This window comes from Cryobacterium sp. TMT2-18-2 (assembly GCF_004402245.1).
In the GTDB taxonomy this organism is placed as follows: Bacteria; Actinomycetota; Actinomycetes; order Actinomycetales; family Microbacteriaceae; genus Cryobacterium; species Cryobacterium sandaracinum.
The window spans coordinates 23,481-36,674 of record NZ_SOFU01000012.1 but is presented as its reverse complement, the minus strand read 5'-3'; the positions used below and the strand labels follow the sequence as shown (position 1 = coordinate 36,674).

Annotated in this window: 10 protein-coding genes and 1 pseudogene; 9 read left to right on the top strand and 2 right to left on the bottom strand. The window is 70.6% G+C overall.

The genetic code is table 11. The annotated features are described in order from the left end of the window. The first annotated feature begins 229 nt into the window (after positions 1-229). Positions 230-1,696 (top strand): annotated as a pseudogene (locus tag E3O22_RS16240) (DUF222 domain-containing protein). A 103-nt stretch (positions 1,697-1,799) separates the two neighbouring features. Here E3O22_RS16240 and E3O22_RS03845 read toward each other — a convergent pair. Next, on the bottom strand, positions 1,800-2,636 hold the full coding sequence (locus E3O22_RS03845; RefSeq protein ID WP_134393675.1) for an SDR family NAD(P)-dependent oxidoreductase: 837 nt from the start codon (positions 2,634-2,636) through the stop codon (positions 1,800-1,802). Positions 2,637-2,829: 193 nt separating this feature from the next. Here E3O22_RS03845 and E3O22_RS03840 point away from each other — a divergent pair, with 193 nt between their 5' ends. From E3O22_RS03840 to E3O22_RS03815, 6 genes are all read left to right on the top strand, one after another. Next, the gene (locus E3O22_RS03840; RefSeq protein ID WP_198410559.1) at positions 2,830-3,702 is read left to right on the top strand and encodes an ABC transporter ATP-binding protein; all 873 of its coding nucleotides are present in this window, start codon (positions 2,830-2,832) and stop codon (positions 3,700-3,702) included. A 95-nt stretch (positions 3,703-3,797) separates the two neighbouring features. Continuing rightward, a complete protein-coding gene (locus tag E3O22_RS03835) occupies positions 3,798-4,856 on the top strand; it encodes an aliphatic sulfonate ABC transporter substrate-binding protein (RefSeq protein WP_134393677.1) in 1,059 nt (352 codons plus the stop codon). Positions 4,857-4,941: 85 nt separating this feature from the next. Further along, positions 4,942-5,829 (top strand): ABC transporter permease, encoded by an 888-nt coding sequence (locus tag E3O22_RS03830; protein ID WP_134393678.1) that lies wholly within the window; start codon positions 4,942-4,944, stop codon positions 5,827-5,829. Beyond that, on the top strand, positions 5,820-7,907 hold the full coding sequence (acs, locus tag E3O22_RS03825) for an acetate--CoA ligase (protein WP_241976501.1): 2,088 nt from the start codon (positions 5,820-5,822) through the stop codon (positions 7,905-7,907). The genes E3O22_RS03830 and acs overlap by 10 nt, the downstream gene beginning before the upstream one ends. A gap of 82 nt (positions 7,908-7,989) precedes the next feature. Further along, on the top strand, positions 7,990-8,553 hold the full coding sequence (locus tag E3O22_RS03820; protein ID WP_134393679.1) for a hypothetical protein: 564 nt from the start codon (positions 7,990-7,992) through the stop codon (positions 8,551-8,553). A 189-nt stretch (positions 8,554-8,742) separates the two neighbouring features. Next, on the top strand, positions 8,743-9,537 hold the full coding sequence (locus E3O22_RS03815; protein WP_198410558.1) for a 2,3-diphosphoglycerate-dependent phosphoglycerate mutase: 795 nt from the start codon (positions 8,743-8,745) through the stop codon (positions 9,535-9,537). Positions 9,538-9,603: 66 nt separating this feature from the next. Here the strand turns inward: E3O22_RS03815 and E3O22_RS03810 are convergent, their stop codons facing one another. After that, positions 9,604-10,770, bottom strand: a complete 1,167-nt coding sequence (locus tag E3O22_RS03810; RefSeq protein ID WP_134393680.1) for a glycerate kinase — start codon at positions 10,768-10,770, stop codon at positions 9,604-9,606. An 86-nt stretch (positions 10,771-10,856) separates the two neighbouring features. On the opposite strand from E3O22_RS03810, the gene E3O22_RS03805 reads away from it, so the two are divergent. Both E3O22_RS03805 and E3O22_RS03800 read left to right on the top strand, forming a co-directional pair. Continuing rightward, the gene (locus tag E3O22_RS03805; RefSeq protein WP_104170709.1) at positions 10,857-11,849 is read left to right on the top strand and encodes an LLM class F420-dependent oxidoreductase; all 993 of its coding nucleotides are present in this window, start codon (positions 10,857-10,859) and stop codon (positions 11,847-11,849) included. Between the two features lie 78 nt (positions 11,850-11,927). Continuing rightward, positions 11,928-13,166: a class I SAM-dependent methyltransferase gene (locus E3O22_RS03800; protein ID WP_134393681.1), complete on the top strand. Its 1,239-nt coding sequence runs from the start codon at positions 11,928-11,930 to the stop codon at positions 13,164-13,166. Positions 13,167-13,194 lie beyond the last annotated feature (28 nt).

The window sequence follows — 13,194 nt, the reverse complement described above, 5'->3', positions numbered from 1 at the left end:
CACCTCCCGGCACGCGTTCGGTAAAGCGGGCGCACGTGAGAGGATCCGCCGTCGTCCCCAACCTGCGCCACGGCACCGAACGTTGCTGCCGGGCAGGCCGCCGGCTCAGCGCTGACTCGGTGGCGCCGCGCGGCCAAACAGCCGTGCTGCTGAACAAAGATACGAAACTGCTATCCACAAAAGGTGAGTGACACTCGCCTACGTGTGCTCCTTAAAGTATCCTCATAACATGACGAACCTCGCGGATGACCTCAGGCAGGCGGCCGACGCCGTCGCCCTGCTGGGCTCCTCGAGCGCCGACCTCGCGGCTCTTCCCGACGCCGAGGCTTTGGCCGGCCAGAAGCGGATCGCCCGCGCGCGCCGCCTGCTCGACACCTATGCCGCGTTGATGGCCGCAACCATCGCCCGCCGGTCCCGCCCGGAACTCGGCCACTCGGGGCTGGCCGCGCAGCAGGGGTTCCTCTCGCCCGAGGCCCTGATCCAGAACTGGACCGGCTCATCCAAAGGTGACGCGTACAAGCTGGTCGCGGTCGGCACGATGATGGCCGACACCGAGGCGGCCGACAAGCTGGTCGAAGAGGCGCTCTCGACGCTCTCGACGCCCGACGCCGACGCCGACGCCGACGCCGATGCTGTCGACGTCGCGGCGTTCGCCGCGAAGGTGCCCTGGCAGGCGCCGATCGCCCGGGCCGTCACCGCCGGCACGCTCTCGGTTGACGCGGCCGAGGCGATCCGGGCCGGGCTCGGCCAGATCGACGCGGCAGTTACCGCGGAGAAGCTCCGGGTGGCCCTCGCGGCGCTCCTCACCGAGGCACCGTCACTGAATGCCGACGAGGTTTTTAAACGGGCGAGACGGATGCGCGACCGGCTCGATCAGGCCGGCATCGCCGCCCGGGAGAAGCAGGCCCACGACGACCGCTACCTGAAGGTCTACCGGCTGAGCAACGGCAACGTGCGCCTGAACGGGCTCTTCGCCCCCGAAGACGGCGAGTTCGTGCTCTCCACCTTCGACTCCATCACCAGCCCCCGCCGCGGCGGAGTGCGGTTCGTCGACCCGGAACGCGCCGCCTGGGCCTAAAAAATGCAGGACGACCCGCGCAGCACCGAGCAGATCAACGCGGACTCCCTCGTGCAACTGCTGACGATCGCCGGCGAAGCCGACCCCGGCCGGGTCTTCGGCGGACGCCGCCCGGCGGTGCGCGTGATCGTGACCGAGAAAGCCCTCACAGCCGAACCCGGCGAGCCGGGTGCCGCCGAACCCGCCGCTCACGGGCAGATCGAAGGCAACCCGGTCCCCATCTCGCAGGAAACCATCGACCGGTTGCTCTGCGACACCGGCACCCGCGGCATCAAGTTCGACGACATCGGCCAAATCATCAACGTCGGCCGTGACGAACGACTCTTCACCGAGAAACAACGCGCCGCGATGGGAGTGCGCGACGGCGGATGCCGGTGGGTCGACTGCGACAGATCACCGGCCTGGAGCGAAGCCCACCACATCAACGAATGGCTCACAGACAGCGGAGACACCAACCTCGCCGACGGAGTACTGCTCTGCCACCCGCACCACATACTGCTACACAACCAGCACTGGAAGATCACCCGTACCGGAACGCAATACTGGCTCCGGCCACCGGTGGAGAACGACCCGGAACAGACACTGATCGCACTGCCGAGCAAGCGGGTGGGGCTGTAGGGCGTGGCTCTCGTCCCGGGTCTTGACAGGCTCGAACAGCGTCGTGGGAACCTCGGGAGGGCGGGTCGCCGCGTCTCGACAGGCTCGACCACCGGGGCTCGATTCAGGGGCGGCCGGTGAACTCGTCCATGGAGCCGTAGACGCCGAAGACGCGGCCGGCCACCACGTCCCAGAGGGGCAAAGGCAGCACTCCGCGGACAACCTTTGAGAGCTCGACCGTCCACGGCATGGTGAGCATGGGCTTGCCCGCGAGCATCGCCCGCCAAACCCGCTCGACCACATATTCCGGCGTCATGACGGGCGTCAGCAGCGGACCGCGGGCACCCTCGAACATCCCTGTCGAGATGTAGCTGGGGCAGACGGTCGTGACCTTGACGTGCCCGAACCGTTGTTGCTTGAGCTCCAGACGCAGCGAGTCACCCCACCCGATCAGGGCCGCCTTCGACGCCGCATAGACGCTCATCCGGGGGTTCGAGAGCATCCCGGCCGCCGACGCGATGTTCACGATGCGCGACGCACGACCGCGATTCGCCATCATCGCCGGAAGGAACTCCCGGGCGATGTACATCGGGGCGAGCGCGTTGATCTGCATGGTCGGCCGCGTGTCCGCGCCGTTGTCGTGCTCCCAGAAGAAGGCTCCGCGCACGATGCCGGCATTGTTGATCACGATGTCCGGGTCGCCGACCTCCGTGCGCACCCGCTGGGCGGTCTGAGCGATCGCGCCGAGGTCGGCGATGTCCACGACATACGGGACAATGAGCGTGCCCTCGCCGGCCCGATCGCCGAGGATGCCGACCACACGGGTCAGCGCCCCGGCGTCCCGGTCCCAGAGGATCACGGCCTTCGCGCCCTCGGCGACGGCCCGCTCGGCATAGAGGCGGCCCATGCCGCTGGCGGCACCGGTAATGAGCACACGGGCTCCGGAAACGGTTCGAGTCATGGCCCCATCATCCCAAGAAGAAGCGCCGCGTGTTACGTCGGGTTGCGGCCGGCCCAGCAGCATCCGTCTGCCCTCGGCTAACGTCAAGCAACTCTTCCCCTCCCGCGACCGAAAGCCGCCCATGCCGCACCGCGCCGCATCACACGAGACGTCCGCCGATCCGGCGTCCGTGCGCGGCGCGGCGTCCAGAACCATGGCCAGAACCACGACCACGACCACGACCGGAAACTCGGCCTTCACGGTCGAGTTCGAGGCGATCGGCCGCACGTTCGCCCCCGCCACGACCCGCGGGGCCACCGCCCTACCCCCGGTGCTCCGCGACGTTTCCCTCACGGTGGGGCCCGGCGAGGTGCTGGCGATCCTGGGCACGAGCGGATGCGGCAAGTCCACTTTGCTCCGCATCGCGGGCGGCCTCGACTCCCCGACCACCGGCCAGGTGAGAATCGACGGCTCGCCCGTCGCCGGCATCGACCCACGCTGCGCGGTCGGATTTCAGGAGCCGCGCCTGCTGCCCTGGCGCACCGTCACCGAGAACGTCGCACTGGGACTGCCCCGCGGCACCCCGCGGGCCGCCGCCCGCGCCCGCGTCGCCGAGCTGATCGAGCTGGTCGGTCTGGCCGCGTTCGCCGGCCACCGCCCCCAGGCCATCTCCGGTGGGATGGCCCAGCGTGCCTCCCTCGCCCGGGCGTTGGCCCGCAACCCGGGCGTTCTACTGCTCGACGAACCGTTCGGTGCTCTCGACGCGCTCACCCGCCTGAAGATGCAGGACCTTCTGCTCGACGTGCACGCCCAGGCGCCGACGACGGTCCTCCTGGTCACGCACGATGTCGACGAGGCGCTGCAATTGGCCGACCGGATCATCCTGCTCGGCCGGTCCGGCAACGACACCCGCGCCGGCGCGACCATCGTGCAGGAACTCACCGTTCCCGGGGCCCGCCCCCGCGACCGCGGCTCGGCGGAACTCGCCGAACTGCGCGGACGACTGCTCGCCGGGCTCGGCATCGACCGCCACGGCGAGGCACGCGGGCTCGCCGCGACCTCTACCATCCCGGCCTTCCCCTACTGACTTTTCTGCCTCACCACTGCACCGCCGCACTGCTTTCACCACCGCTACCCCACTCCGGGCGCCGCATCCGCTGCCCAATCAACTGAGAGATCCCGATGACACAGCACCGCTCCACCACACGAATCGCGCTCCTTGCCGTCGCAACCGCCGCCGCCCTGCTGCTCACCGGCTGCGTCGCGGGTGAAAACCAGCCGGTCGCCAAGCCGGCCGAGGCCGCCGCAGCGGGTGAGACCACCGTCACCACCGGCGGCACCCTCAACATCGACTTCGCCACCTACAACCCGCTCAGCCTGGTGATCAAGGACCAGGGTTGGCTCGAGGATGCCCTCAGCGACCAGGACATCGCCGTGAACTGGGTGCAGTCGGCCGGCTCCAACAAGGCCAACGAGGCACTGCGCGCCAATGCCATCGACGTGGGTTCCACCGCCGGCTCGGCCGCGCTGCTGTTCCGCTCGAACGGCTCGCCGATCCAGGTCATCGACATCTTCTCGCAGCCCGAGTGGGCGGCCCTCGTCGTTCCCGGCGACTCCGCGATCACCGGCGTCGCCGATCTCAAGGGCAAGCAGATCGCCGCGACCAAGGGCACCGACCCCTACTTCTTCCTGCTCCAGTCCCTGGAGGAGGCCGGGCTCACCCTCGAGGACGTGACCGTGCAGAACCTGCAGCACGCCGACGGCTGGGCTGCCCTCCAGAACGGCTCGGTCGACGCCTGGGCCGGACTCGACCCGATCATGGCCGGTGCCGAGGCTGCCGGCGCGGAGCTGCTCTACCGCAACGTCGACTTCAACAGCTACGGGTTCCTCAACGCCACCGAAAGCTTTCTGACCGAGAAGCCCGATGTGGCCCAGACCGTCGTCGACGTCTACGAGCACGCCCGCGCCTGGGCGCTGGAAAACCCCAACCAGACCGCCGAGATCCTGGCCGGCGTCTCGGGCCTCGACCTCGCCGTGGCCACCACGGTGATCACCGAGCGCTCCAACCTCGACGTGGACAACGTGCCCGGCAAGGCCCAGCTCACGGTGCTGAAAAAGATCGGCCCGACCTTCGTCGCCGCCGGTGACGTGGCAGCGCAGAGCCAGATCGACGCCGCCCTCGACACGATCGTCAATGACAGCTTCGCCACGAAGGCCGACCCGTCGGTCGTCACGGAGTAGTCAGGAAACACCGTAGCGCCGTCCGGGGCGGGCAACCGCCCCGGACACCCGCACCACCAGCACCACCCCCCGAGAGGACGCGACCATGACCGAGACTGTGCCCCGCACGCTGCCCCGCACGTCGGCCCGGACCGTGCCCGACGCCACCGCCGCTGCCGCTGCATCCGCTGCATCCGCCACCGCCGCCGGTACGGCGCGTGCGCCGCGCCGGCCGCTCGCCTCGCGCGGCTGGATCGCCCTCGGCGGCGGAGCGGTCTTGCCGGTCCTGATCCTCGCGGCCTGGCAGCTCACCACCGCGCTCGGCGTGTTCACGATGGCCCAACTGCCCTCCCCCGTGATGGTCTGGCAGGCGGGCGTCGACCTGTTCGCGAGCGGGCTGCTCGGCCAATACGCGGCGATCTCCACCCAGCGGGTGCTCATCGGTTTCGCCGTCGGCGCGGCCCTGGGCATCGCCCTGGGAGCCCTGGTCGGTCTGTCCCGGGCCGCCGATGCACTGTTCGCCCCTACCCTCGGCGCCATCCGGGCGGTGCCGTCGCTCGCCTGGGTTCCCCTGCTCATCCTCTGGCTGAAGATCGGCGAGGAGTCCAAGCTCACCCTGATCGCCATCGGCGCCTTCTTCCCCGTTTACACGACCGTGTCGGCGGCGCTGCGGCACGTCGACCGTCAGCTCGTGGAGGCGGGCCGCGCGTTCGGCCTGCACGGGGTGCGACTGTTCACGGCCGTGCAGCTGCCCGCGGTGATCCCCGCCGTGGTCTCCGGGCTGCGGCTGGCTCTGGCCCAGGCCTGGCTGTTCCTCGTGGCCGCCGAGCTGATCGCTTCCTCGATGGGGCTGGGCTTCCTGCTGATCGACTCGCAGAACAACGGCCGCATCGACCGCATCCTGCTCGCGATCATCCTGCTCGCCATCCTCGGCAAGCTGACGGATGCCGCCGTTGGCCTCTTCGAGCGCTGGGCGAACCGCAAATGGGCCTGACGCCGATGCCGGCCCCGCTCGATCCGGCGAGCGCCACCATCCGTAATCTCCTGACCGAAACCCGGCGCTACCCGGCCCCGGCCGCCTTCGCGGCGCAGGCCAACGTCGACGCCACCTGGTGGGACCGGGCCGCCGCCGATCCGATCGCGTTCTGGGCTGAGCAGGCCAACCGCCTCGACTGGGCCGAGCCGTGGCATACCGACCACACCTGGCAGCCGGCCAGGGCGGACGCCGACGGCGTGCTCTCCATTCCCCGCGCCGAGTGGTTCGCGGGCGGCAAGCTCAACGTGGCCGTCAACTGCGTCGACCGGCACGTGGCCGCCGGCAAAGGCGACAAGGTCGCCTTCCACTTCGAGGGAGAGCCCGGCGACCGCCGAACGATCACCTATGCCGAACTCGAACGCGCGGTGAACCGCGCCGCCAACACGCTTACCGACCTCGGCATCGTGCCTGGCGACCGGGTCGTGCTCTACCTGCCGGTGATCCTCGAAACCATCATCATCACCCTCGCCATCGCGCGCCTCGGCGCCGTGCACTCGCTCGTCTTCGGCGGCTTCTCTGCCGAGGCGCTGCGGTTCCGGATCGAGGACACCGGCGCGAAGCTGCTCGTGACCACCGACGGCCAGTTCCGCCGGGGTCAGGCCGTGCCGGTCAAGGCCGCGGCCGACGAGGCCGTCGCGGGCGTGGACTCGATCGAGCACGTGCTCGTGGTGCGCCGCACCGGCGACCTGACCCCCGACATCCCCTTCACGCCGGGCCGGGATGTCTGGTGGCACGACAGCGTCGACCTCGCCTCCCCCGTGCACGAACCCGCGTACTTCGACGCGGAGACCCCGCTGTTCATCATCTACACGTCGGGCACGACGGGTACTCCGAAGGGGCTCGTGCACACCAGCGGCGGGTACCTCACGCACACCTCCTGGAGCCACTGGGCCGTCTTCGACGTCAAGGACGACGACGTGCACTGGTGCACGGCCGACCTGGCCTGGGTCACCGCTCACAGCTATGTGCACTACGGGCCGCTCTCCAACGGCACCACCTCGGTGATCTACGAGGGAACGCCGAATACCCCGCATCCGGGCCGGCACCTCGAGATCATCGAGCGCTACGGGGTGACCACCTATTACACGGCGCCGACACTCATCCGCACGTTGATGACGTGGTTCCCGGAGGGGCTGCCGAGCGAGTTCGACCTGTCCAGCATCCGTCTGCTCGGGTCGGTCGGCGAGGCCATCAACCCGGAGGCCTGGGTGTGGTTCCGCGAGAACATCGGCGCCGGCAGCGCCCCCATTGTGGACACCTGGTGGCAGTCTGAGACCGGCGCCGCCGTGATGGCGCCGCTACCGGGCGTCAGCACGCTCAAGCCCGGATCAGCCCTGCGCGCCCTGCCGGGCCTTACGACCCACATCGTCGACGACCACGGCCGGCCGGTGCCGTTCGGCTCCGGCGGCTACCTCGTGATCGAGGGCACCTGGCCAGGCATGGCCCGCACCGTCTGGGGCGACCCCGAGCGCTACCGCGACTCCTACTGGGCCCGGTTCGCGAAGCAGGGCTTCTTCTTCAGCGGCGACGGCGCGAAATACGACGACGACGGTGACATCTGGCTCCTCGGCCGCGTCGACGACGTCATCAACGTGTCCGGGCACCGCTTGTCGACGATCGAGATAGAGTCGGCGCTCGTCGCACATCCGCTGGTCGGCGAGGCCGGCGTCGTCGGCGTGACGGATGCGAGAACGGGCGAGGCCATCGCGGCCTTCGTGATCCCGGCCGCGGCACCGCACCCCACCAGCGGTTCCGGCGAGTGCGGCAACCTGGGCGACCCCGCGGTCTGGCTGGCCGCCCGGGATACTCTCGAGCCGCTGCTGCGCGCGCACGTCACGCAGGCCATCGGGGTCGTCGCCCGGCCGCAGGAGGTGTTCGTTGTGCCTGACCTGCCCAAGACCCGCTCGGGCAAGATCATGCGCCGCCTCCTCGGCGATATCGTGGCCGGTCGTGCGCTCGGCGACGTGACTGCGCTCCAGGACGACTCGGTTCCGGGCCGCATCGCCGTGATCGTGGCGGCCGCGCGGCAGCGCTGAGCGCACGGTTCCAGCACCTACCCAGCGACGGGTGGAATCGTAAGGACCAACGCCCCAGACCACCGAGCCAGAGGAGCACACCATGGGATTCTTCGACCGCCTCTTCGGAACCGAGCCCCAGCAGCCGGAACAGCAGCGACGCGCGGCCGCACCGCAGCGCACCGACGACGAGATCGCCGTCGATCGCTATCAGTACCTACTGCGCACGGCACCGCCCGAGACGATCGAGCAGGTGCACGCGGAGGCCTTCAGCAAACTGAACGATGAGCAACGCGACCTGCTGTTCCGCCAGCTAAGCGAGAACGCCGACGCCAGCGAGCGCCCGGCGAACGCCGAACCGGCAACACTGGCCCAGGCGGCCACCCGGGCGGAGCTGCGCCAGCCCGGCACCCTCACCCGCGCCTTCGGCAACCAGGGTCAGGGCGGGCAGGGTCAGGGCGGTCAGGGCCAGGGCGGGCCGAGCTTCGGCAGCATGGTCGGCAGCTCCCTGCTCGGCACCGTGGCGGGCTACGTCATCGCGTCGACGCTGATGAGCGCCTTCCTGCCCATGGACTCCGGCGGCGCGGATGCCTCGGGCGACTCGGGCGCTGATTCCGGCGGCGACGCGGGTTCCGGCGGTGACTTCGGCGGCGACTTCGGCTTCTAGGCCGTCCCACTGCCGCGCGTGCGCCCAATCTGCCCCCTTGGCGCCGCCGCAGAGACACATTGAGCGCACGCGCGGCTGGGTTTCACCGGCGGCGGGACTGTAACCTGAGGGGTGTCGGCGGACGACGCCGTGACTCCCGGGCTGCGGCATCCGTCGCCGGGTAGGCGAGATCGAACAGGGCTGGTTACCGTGCGTGAAGCGGGGGTGTTGATCGTGCTGCGGCACGGCGAGAGCACCGCGAACGCCGCCGGGCTGTTCACGGGCGTACTGGATGCGCCGCTGTCGGAGCAGGGAATCCGCGAAGCCTCTGGGGCCACCGCCCTGCTGAACGCGGCACTGCCCCTCGACGTGCCGCGGGTCGACGCGCTGCCCCACCTCGCAGCATCTGTCACCCTGTTCACCTCGACCCTGGCGCGCGCCCGGCAGACCGCCGCGATCGTCGCCGCCGGTCTGGCCCGCCCGCCGGTCGGCTGCGACGCCGATTGGCGATTGAACGAACGCAATTACGGCGCGCTGACCGGCCGTTCCAAAGACGATGTGCGCGCCGAGTTCGGCGAGGAACAGTTCGTGGCCTGGCGCCGCTCGGTCGCCGAGGCCCCGCCCGCCATGGGCGACCTGCTCTACGACGAGTTCGCCGGCACCGCCCTGTTCCGCGCGCTGCCGACGGCCGCACTGACCCGCACCGAGGCGCTCAGCGACGTCATCACCCGAGTGGATGCCTTCCTCACCGAGCGCGTCGACCCGCTTCTCGCCCGCGGCGAGACCGTGCTCGTGGTGGCCCACGGCAACTCCCTGCGGGCTCTGTGCGCGGTGATCGACGGCCTGTCCGACGGGCAGATCCGCGACCTGAACCTGCCCACCGGACAGCCGTTGGTCTACCGTTTCGACGCCCGGGGGCGTTCCGTGCCGTTCGGCGGCCGCTACCTCGACTCCGTCACCGCGCTGGCGGCCGCCCTCACCCTCGCGAATGAGGGCGGTACCTGACGATCTCGGGCGCGTGATCTCGGGCGTGTGGTCTCGAGCCGGTCGTGACGTTCCGGCGCCCCTCCCCTAGCTTGTCTGCGCCCCGCGGGCCGCCCCGGCCGACAGCCCGAGGGCAAGGACACGGCACACCGTGGCGGCGGCCCGTTCGAGGTTCGCCGGGCCATCCGTCAGTGCCTGCGGGAGGTCGCTGACCTCCTGAACGATCGGTACCAGCGCGGCGAAGCCCTGGTCATAGAGCACCTCGGACCCGGGCCCGACCCGGCCCGCGAACGCGATCACGGGCACACCGTTGCGCGCGGCAGCCTCGGCCACGCCGAGCGGGGTCTTGCCGTGCAGGGTCTGCCCGTCGATGCTGCCCTCACCGGTGAAAACGAAGTCGGCCCCGCTCAGGCGACGCTCGAGGAGAGCGGCCTCCATGACCACCTCGACGCCGCGCCGCATGCGGGAGTCGAAGCAGGCGAGGAAGGCCGCGCCGAGCCCGCCGGCCGCGCCGGCGCCGGGCAGCTCCGCCACGGAACGCCCGGAATCCGCGGTCAGCACCCGCGCGAAGACCGTGAGGGCCTCCTCGAGGTCCCGCACGGCCTGCGGATCGGCGCCTTTCTGCGGGCCGAAGACGGCGGTGGCGCCCCCCGGACCGAGCAGCGGATTGGCGACATCGCTCGCGATCTCGAACGACGCGGACCGCGCCCGCGGGTCGAATCCTTCCAGGTCGATCCGGCAGAGCCGCGCAAGCGCCGCTCCCCCGCAGTCCAGGTCACGTTCGGCGGAATCGAACAGACGAGCGCCAAGGGCGTGGAGCATGCCAGCCCCTCCGTCGTTGGTCACCGAGCCACCCAGCCCGATCACGAACCGGCTCGCACCGCGGTCCAGCGCGTCGGTGATGAGCTGCCCGACGCCGAACGTGCTGGCGGTGCGCGCGTCCCGGTCGGCTGCGGCGACGAGATGGATGCCGGCCGCCGCCGCAACCTCGATGATCGCCAGCTGCTCGGCGGCCACATAGCCGTAGGCGGCCCGCACCGGGCGTCCGCGGGCATCCTGAACTTCGGTCTCCACGATCTCTCCGCCACAGGCGGCAACCATCGCGTTCACGGTGCCCTCGCCGCCGTCGGCCATCGGCACCCGCACGCACTCGGCGCCGGGGAAGACGGAACGGATGCCGCGCTCCAGGGCCGTGGCGGCCTCGGCGGCCGACATGGATTCCTTGAACGAGTCGGGGGCCAGAACGAACTTCATGGTGTTGATCTTCCCGGTCCCGGGCACCAGCTGCAACTGCAGGGCGCAGGACGCAGCATCCGCTGCCCCCGCGTAGGCTCGAAACCATGCGATTCGGACTCTTCATACCTCAAGGCTGGCGTCACGACCTGGTCGACATCGATCCCGTCGAACAGTGGGCGACCATGAGCGGCCTCGCCGCGCACGCCGACGCCGGCGAGTGGGAGTCGATCTGGGTGTACGACCACTTCCACACCGTGCCGGTGCCGAGCGAGGAGGCCACCCACGAAGCCTGGACGCTGATGAGCGCGTTCGCCGCCACCACGACGCGGGTGCGCCTCGGCCAGATGTGCACCTGCATCAGCTACCGCAACCCGGCCTACCTCGCGAAGGTCGCCTCGACCATCGACATCATCTCCGGCGGACGCGTCGAAATGGGCATCGGCGCCGGCTGGTACGAGCACGAATGGCGTGCTTACGGCTATGGCTTCCCGCGTGCCGGCGAGCGCCTCGCACGCCTCGACGAGGGCGTGCAGATCATGCGCCAGGCCTGGGCCACCGGAAAGGCCACCCTTGACGGGCAGCACTACCAGGTGGACGGCGCCATCGTGCGGCCGCTACCGCTGCAGGACGGAGGCATCCCGGTCTGGATCGCCGGCGGCGGCGAGAAGGTCACCCTCAAGATCGCGGCGAAGTACGCGAACTACACGAACTTCGACGGCTCCCCCGAGGGTTTCTCGCACAAGAGCGAGCTGCTCGAGGCGCACTGCATGGCGGAAGGCACCGATTTCGGCGCGATCACCCGCTCGGCGAACTACAACACCGTGATCGCGGCGACGGAGGCCGAGGTCGCCGACCGTCTCGACGCCATCGAGGCCCGGGTCACCCCCTACCTCGGATCGGAGGGCGCGGCGGCATTCATGGCCGAGTATCGCAGCGGCGAGGCGCAGGGCGTCGGCACGCCGGAACAGGTCGTCGAGCGCCTGAACGGCATGAAGGCACGCGGCCTCGGCTACGCCATCCACTACTTCCCGGAGGCCGCCTACGACCGCTCGGGTCTGGAACTCTTCGAACGCGAGGTCATGCCCGCGTTGCGCTGATCGGGCGGCACCCCACGCTCTCCCGCCGGCCCCGGCGCGCCCACCCCACCCCACCCCACCCGCGCAAGGATGGTACCCATGACCAGCACGAACACGGCGACCGCGCCCGCCCGCATCACCTGGGCGGAGGCCGGGCGGACCCGGTCGGCCCTCTGGCACTCGGAGAGCGGTTGGGCGCCGCCGGAACGCGTCGTCATCGCCGACGACACAATGACCGCGGATGCCGCCTACCGGCACGCGAAGGCCGGCACCGGCATGCTCTGGCGCGGAGACTTCCTGGGCGCCCGCCAGTTGCTCAGCGCCCTCGCCCGCCGCATCGACCACGCCCGGCACGCGCCCGCCACCGACCTGGCCGCCGCTTTCCGGCACTACCGCTCCGAGGCGCTGCGCCGCTCCCGGCTGCTCGGTCTGGTGCTCGTGCCGCTCGACGCCGACTACACCGTTCCGCTCCGCCGCGCGCCCGACGTGCGGCGCGCCTGCACCGAGACCTACGGCCCGGCGACGGATGCCTCGGTCACCGCCCTGCGCGAGCTCCTCGGCGTCATCGGGGCGCACGAGTGGCGCACGACCGGCGTCGACGTGCCCGCGCTCGGCGCCCGCATCCACCCGCACTACGGGGTGTTCTCGCCCGTGCGCGGCGAATACCTCGACCTGGTGAACACGGCCCCGCTGCCGGCAGCGTGGGCCGGAGGTTCTGCGGCTGAGGCCGGCTCGATCGCCGGGGCCGCCACCGCGTTCGACATCGGCACGGGCACCGGGGTGCTCGCTGCGGTGCTGGCGCGGCGCGGCATCCGTCACGTGGTCGGCACCGACCAGGAGCCACGGGCGCTGGCCTGCGCGCGCGCGAACATCGGGCGGCTCGGGCTGGCCGGTGCGGTCGAGATCATCAAGGCCGACCTGTTCCCCGGCGGCCGCGCCGACCTCGTGGTCTGCAACCCGCCGTGGATTCCCGCGTCCGCCGTCACCGCCACCGACTTCGCCGTCTACGACCCCGACAGCCGGATGCTGCGGGGCTTCCTGGCCGGGCTGGCCGACCACCTCGAGGCGACCGGGGAGGGCTGGCTCGTGCTCTCCGACATCGCCGAGCACCTCGGGTTGCGCTCCCGCGGCGAACTCCTCGACCTGATCGAGGACGCGGGCCTCGAGGTCGTCGCCCGCCTGGACGCCAAACCCGTGCACGGCCGCGCCGCCGACGCATCCGATCCCCTGCACGCCGCGCGGTCGAAGGAAGTGACCTCGCTTTGGCGGTTGCGGGCCGTCTCGCCGCCGGCCCAGTCGACTGCCGACGCCCCCGAAGCGTCTGACGCCGTTCGGTGAACCGTCAGGTTTGAGAGGTGCGCGGCGG

Bases quoted from the DNA above. Each gene is read 5' to 3' on its own strand.
- E3O22_RS03810 (WP_134393680.1), bottom strand. From the start codon at position 10,770: ATGAAGTTCGTTCTGGCCCCCGACTCGTTCAAGGAATCCATGTCGGCC.
- E3O22_RS03835 (WP_134393677.1), top strand. From the start codon at position 3,798: ATGACACAGCACCGCTCCACCACACGAATCGCGCTCCTTGCCGTCGCA.
- acs (WP_241976501.1), top strand. From the start codon at position 5,820: ATGGGCCTGACGCCGATGCCGGCCCCGCTCGATCCGGCGAGCGCCACC.
- E3O22_RS03845 (WP_134393675.1), bottom strand. From the start codon at position 2,636: ATGACTCGAACCGTTTCCGGAGCCCGTGTGCTCATTACCGGTGCCGCC.
- E3O22_RS03840 (WP_198410559.1), top strand. From the start codon at position 2,830: ATGGCCAGAACCACGACCACGACCACGACCGGAAACTCGGCCTTCACG.
- E3O22_RS03830 (WP_134393678.1), top strand. From the start codon at position 4,942: ATGACCGAGACTGTGCCCCGCACGCTGCCCCGCACGTCGGCCCGGACC.
- E3O22_RS03800 (WP_134393681.1), top strand. From the start codon at position 11,928: ATGACCAGCACGAACACGGCGACCGCGCCCGCCCGCATCACCTGGGCG.
- E3O22_RS03805 (WP_104170709.1), top strand. From the start codon at position 10,857: ATGCGATTCGGACTCTTCATACCTCAAGGCTGGCGTCACGACCTGGTC.
- E3O22_RS03820 (WP_134393679.1), top strand. From the start codon at position 7,990: ATGGGATTCTTCGACCGCCTCTTCGGAACCGAGCCCCAGCAGCCGGAA.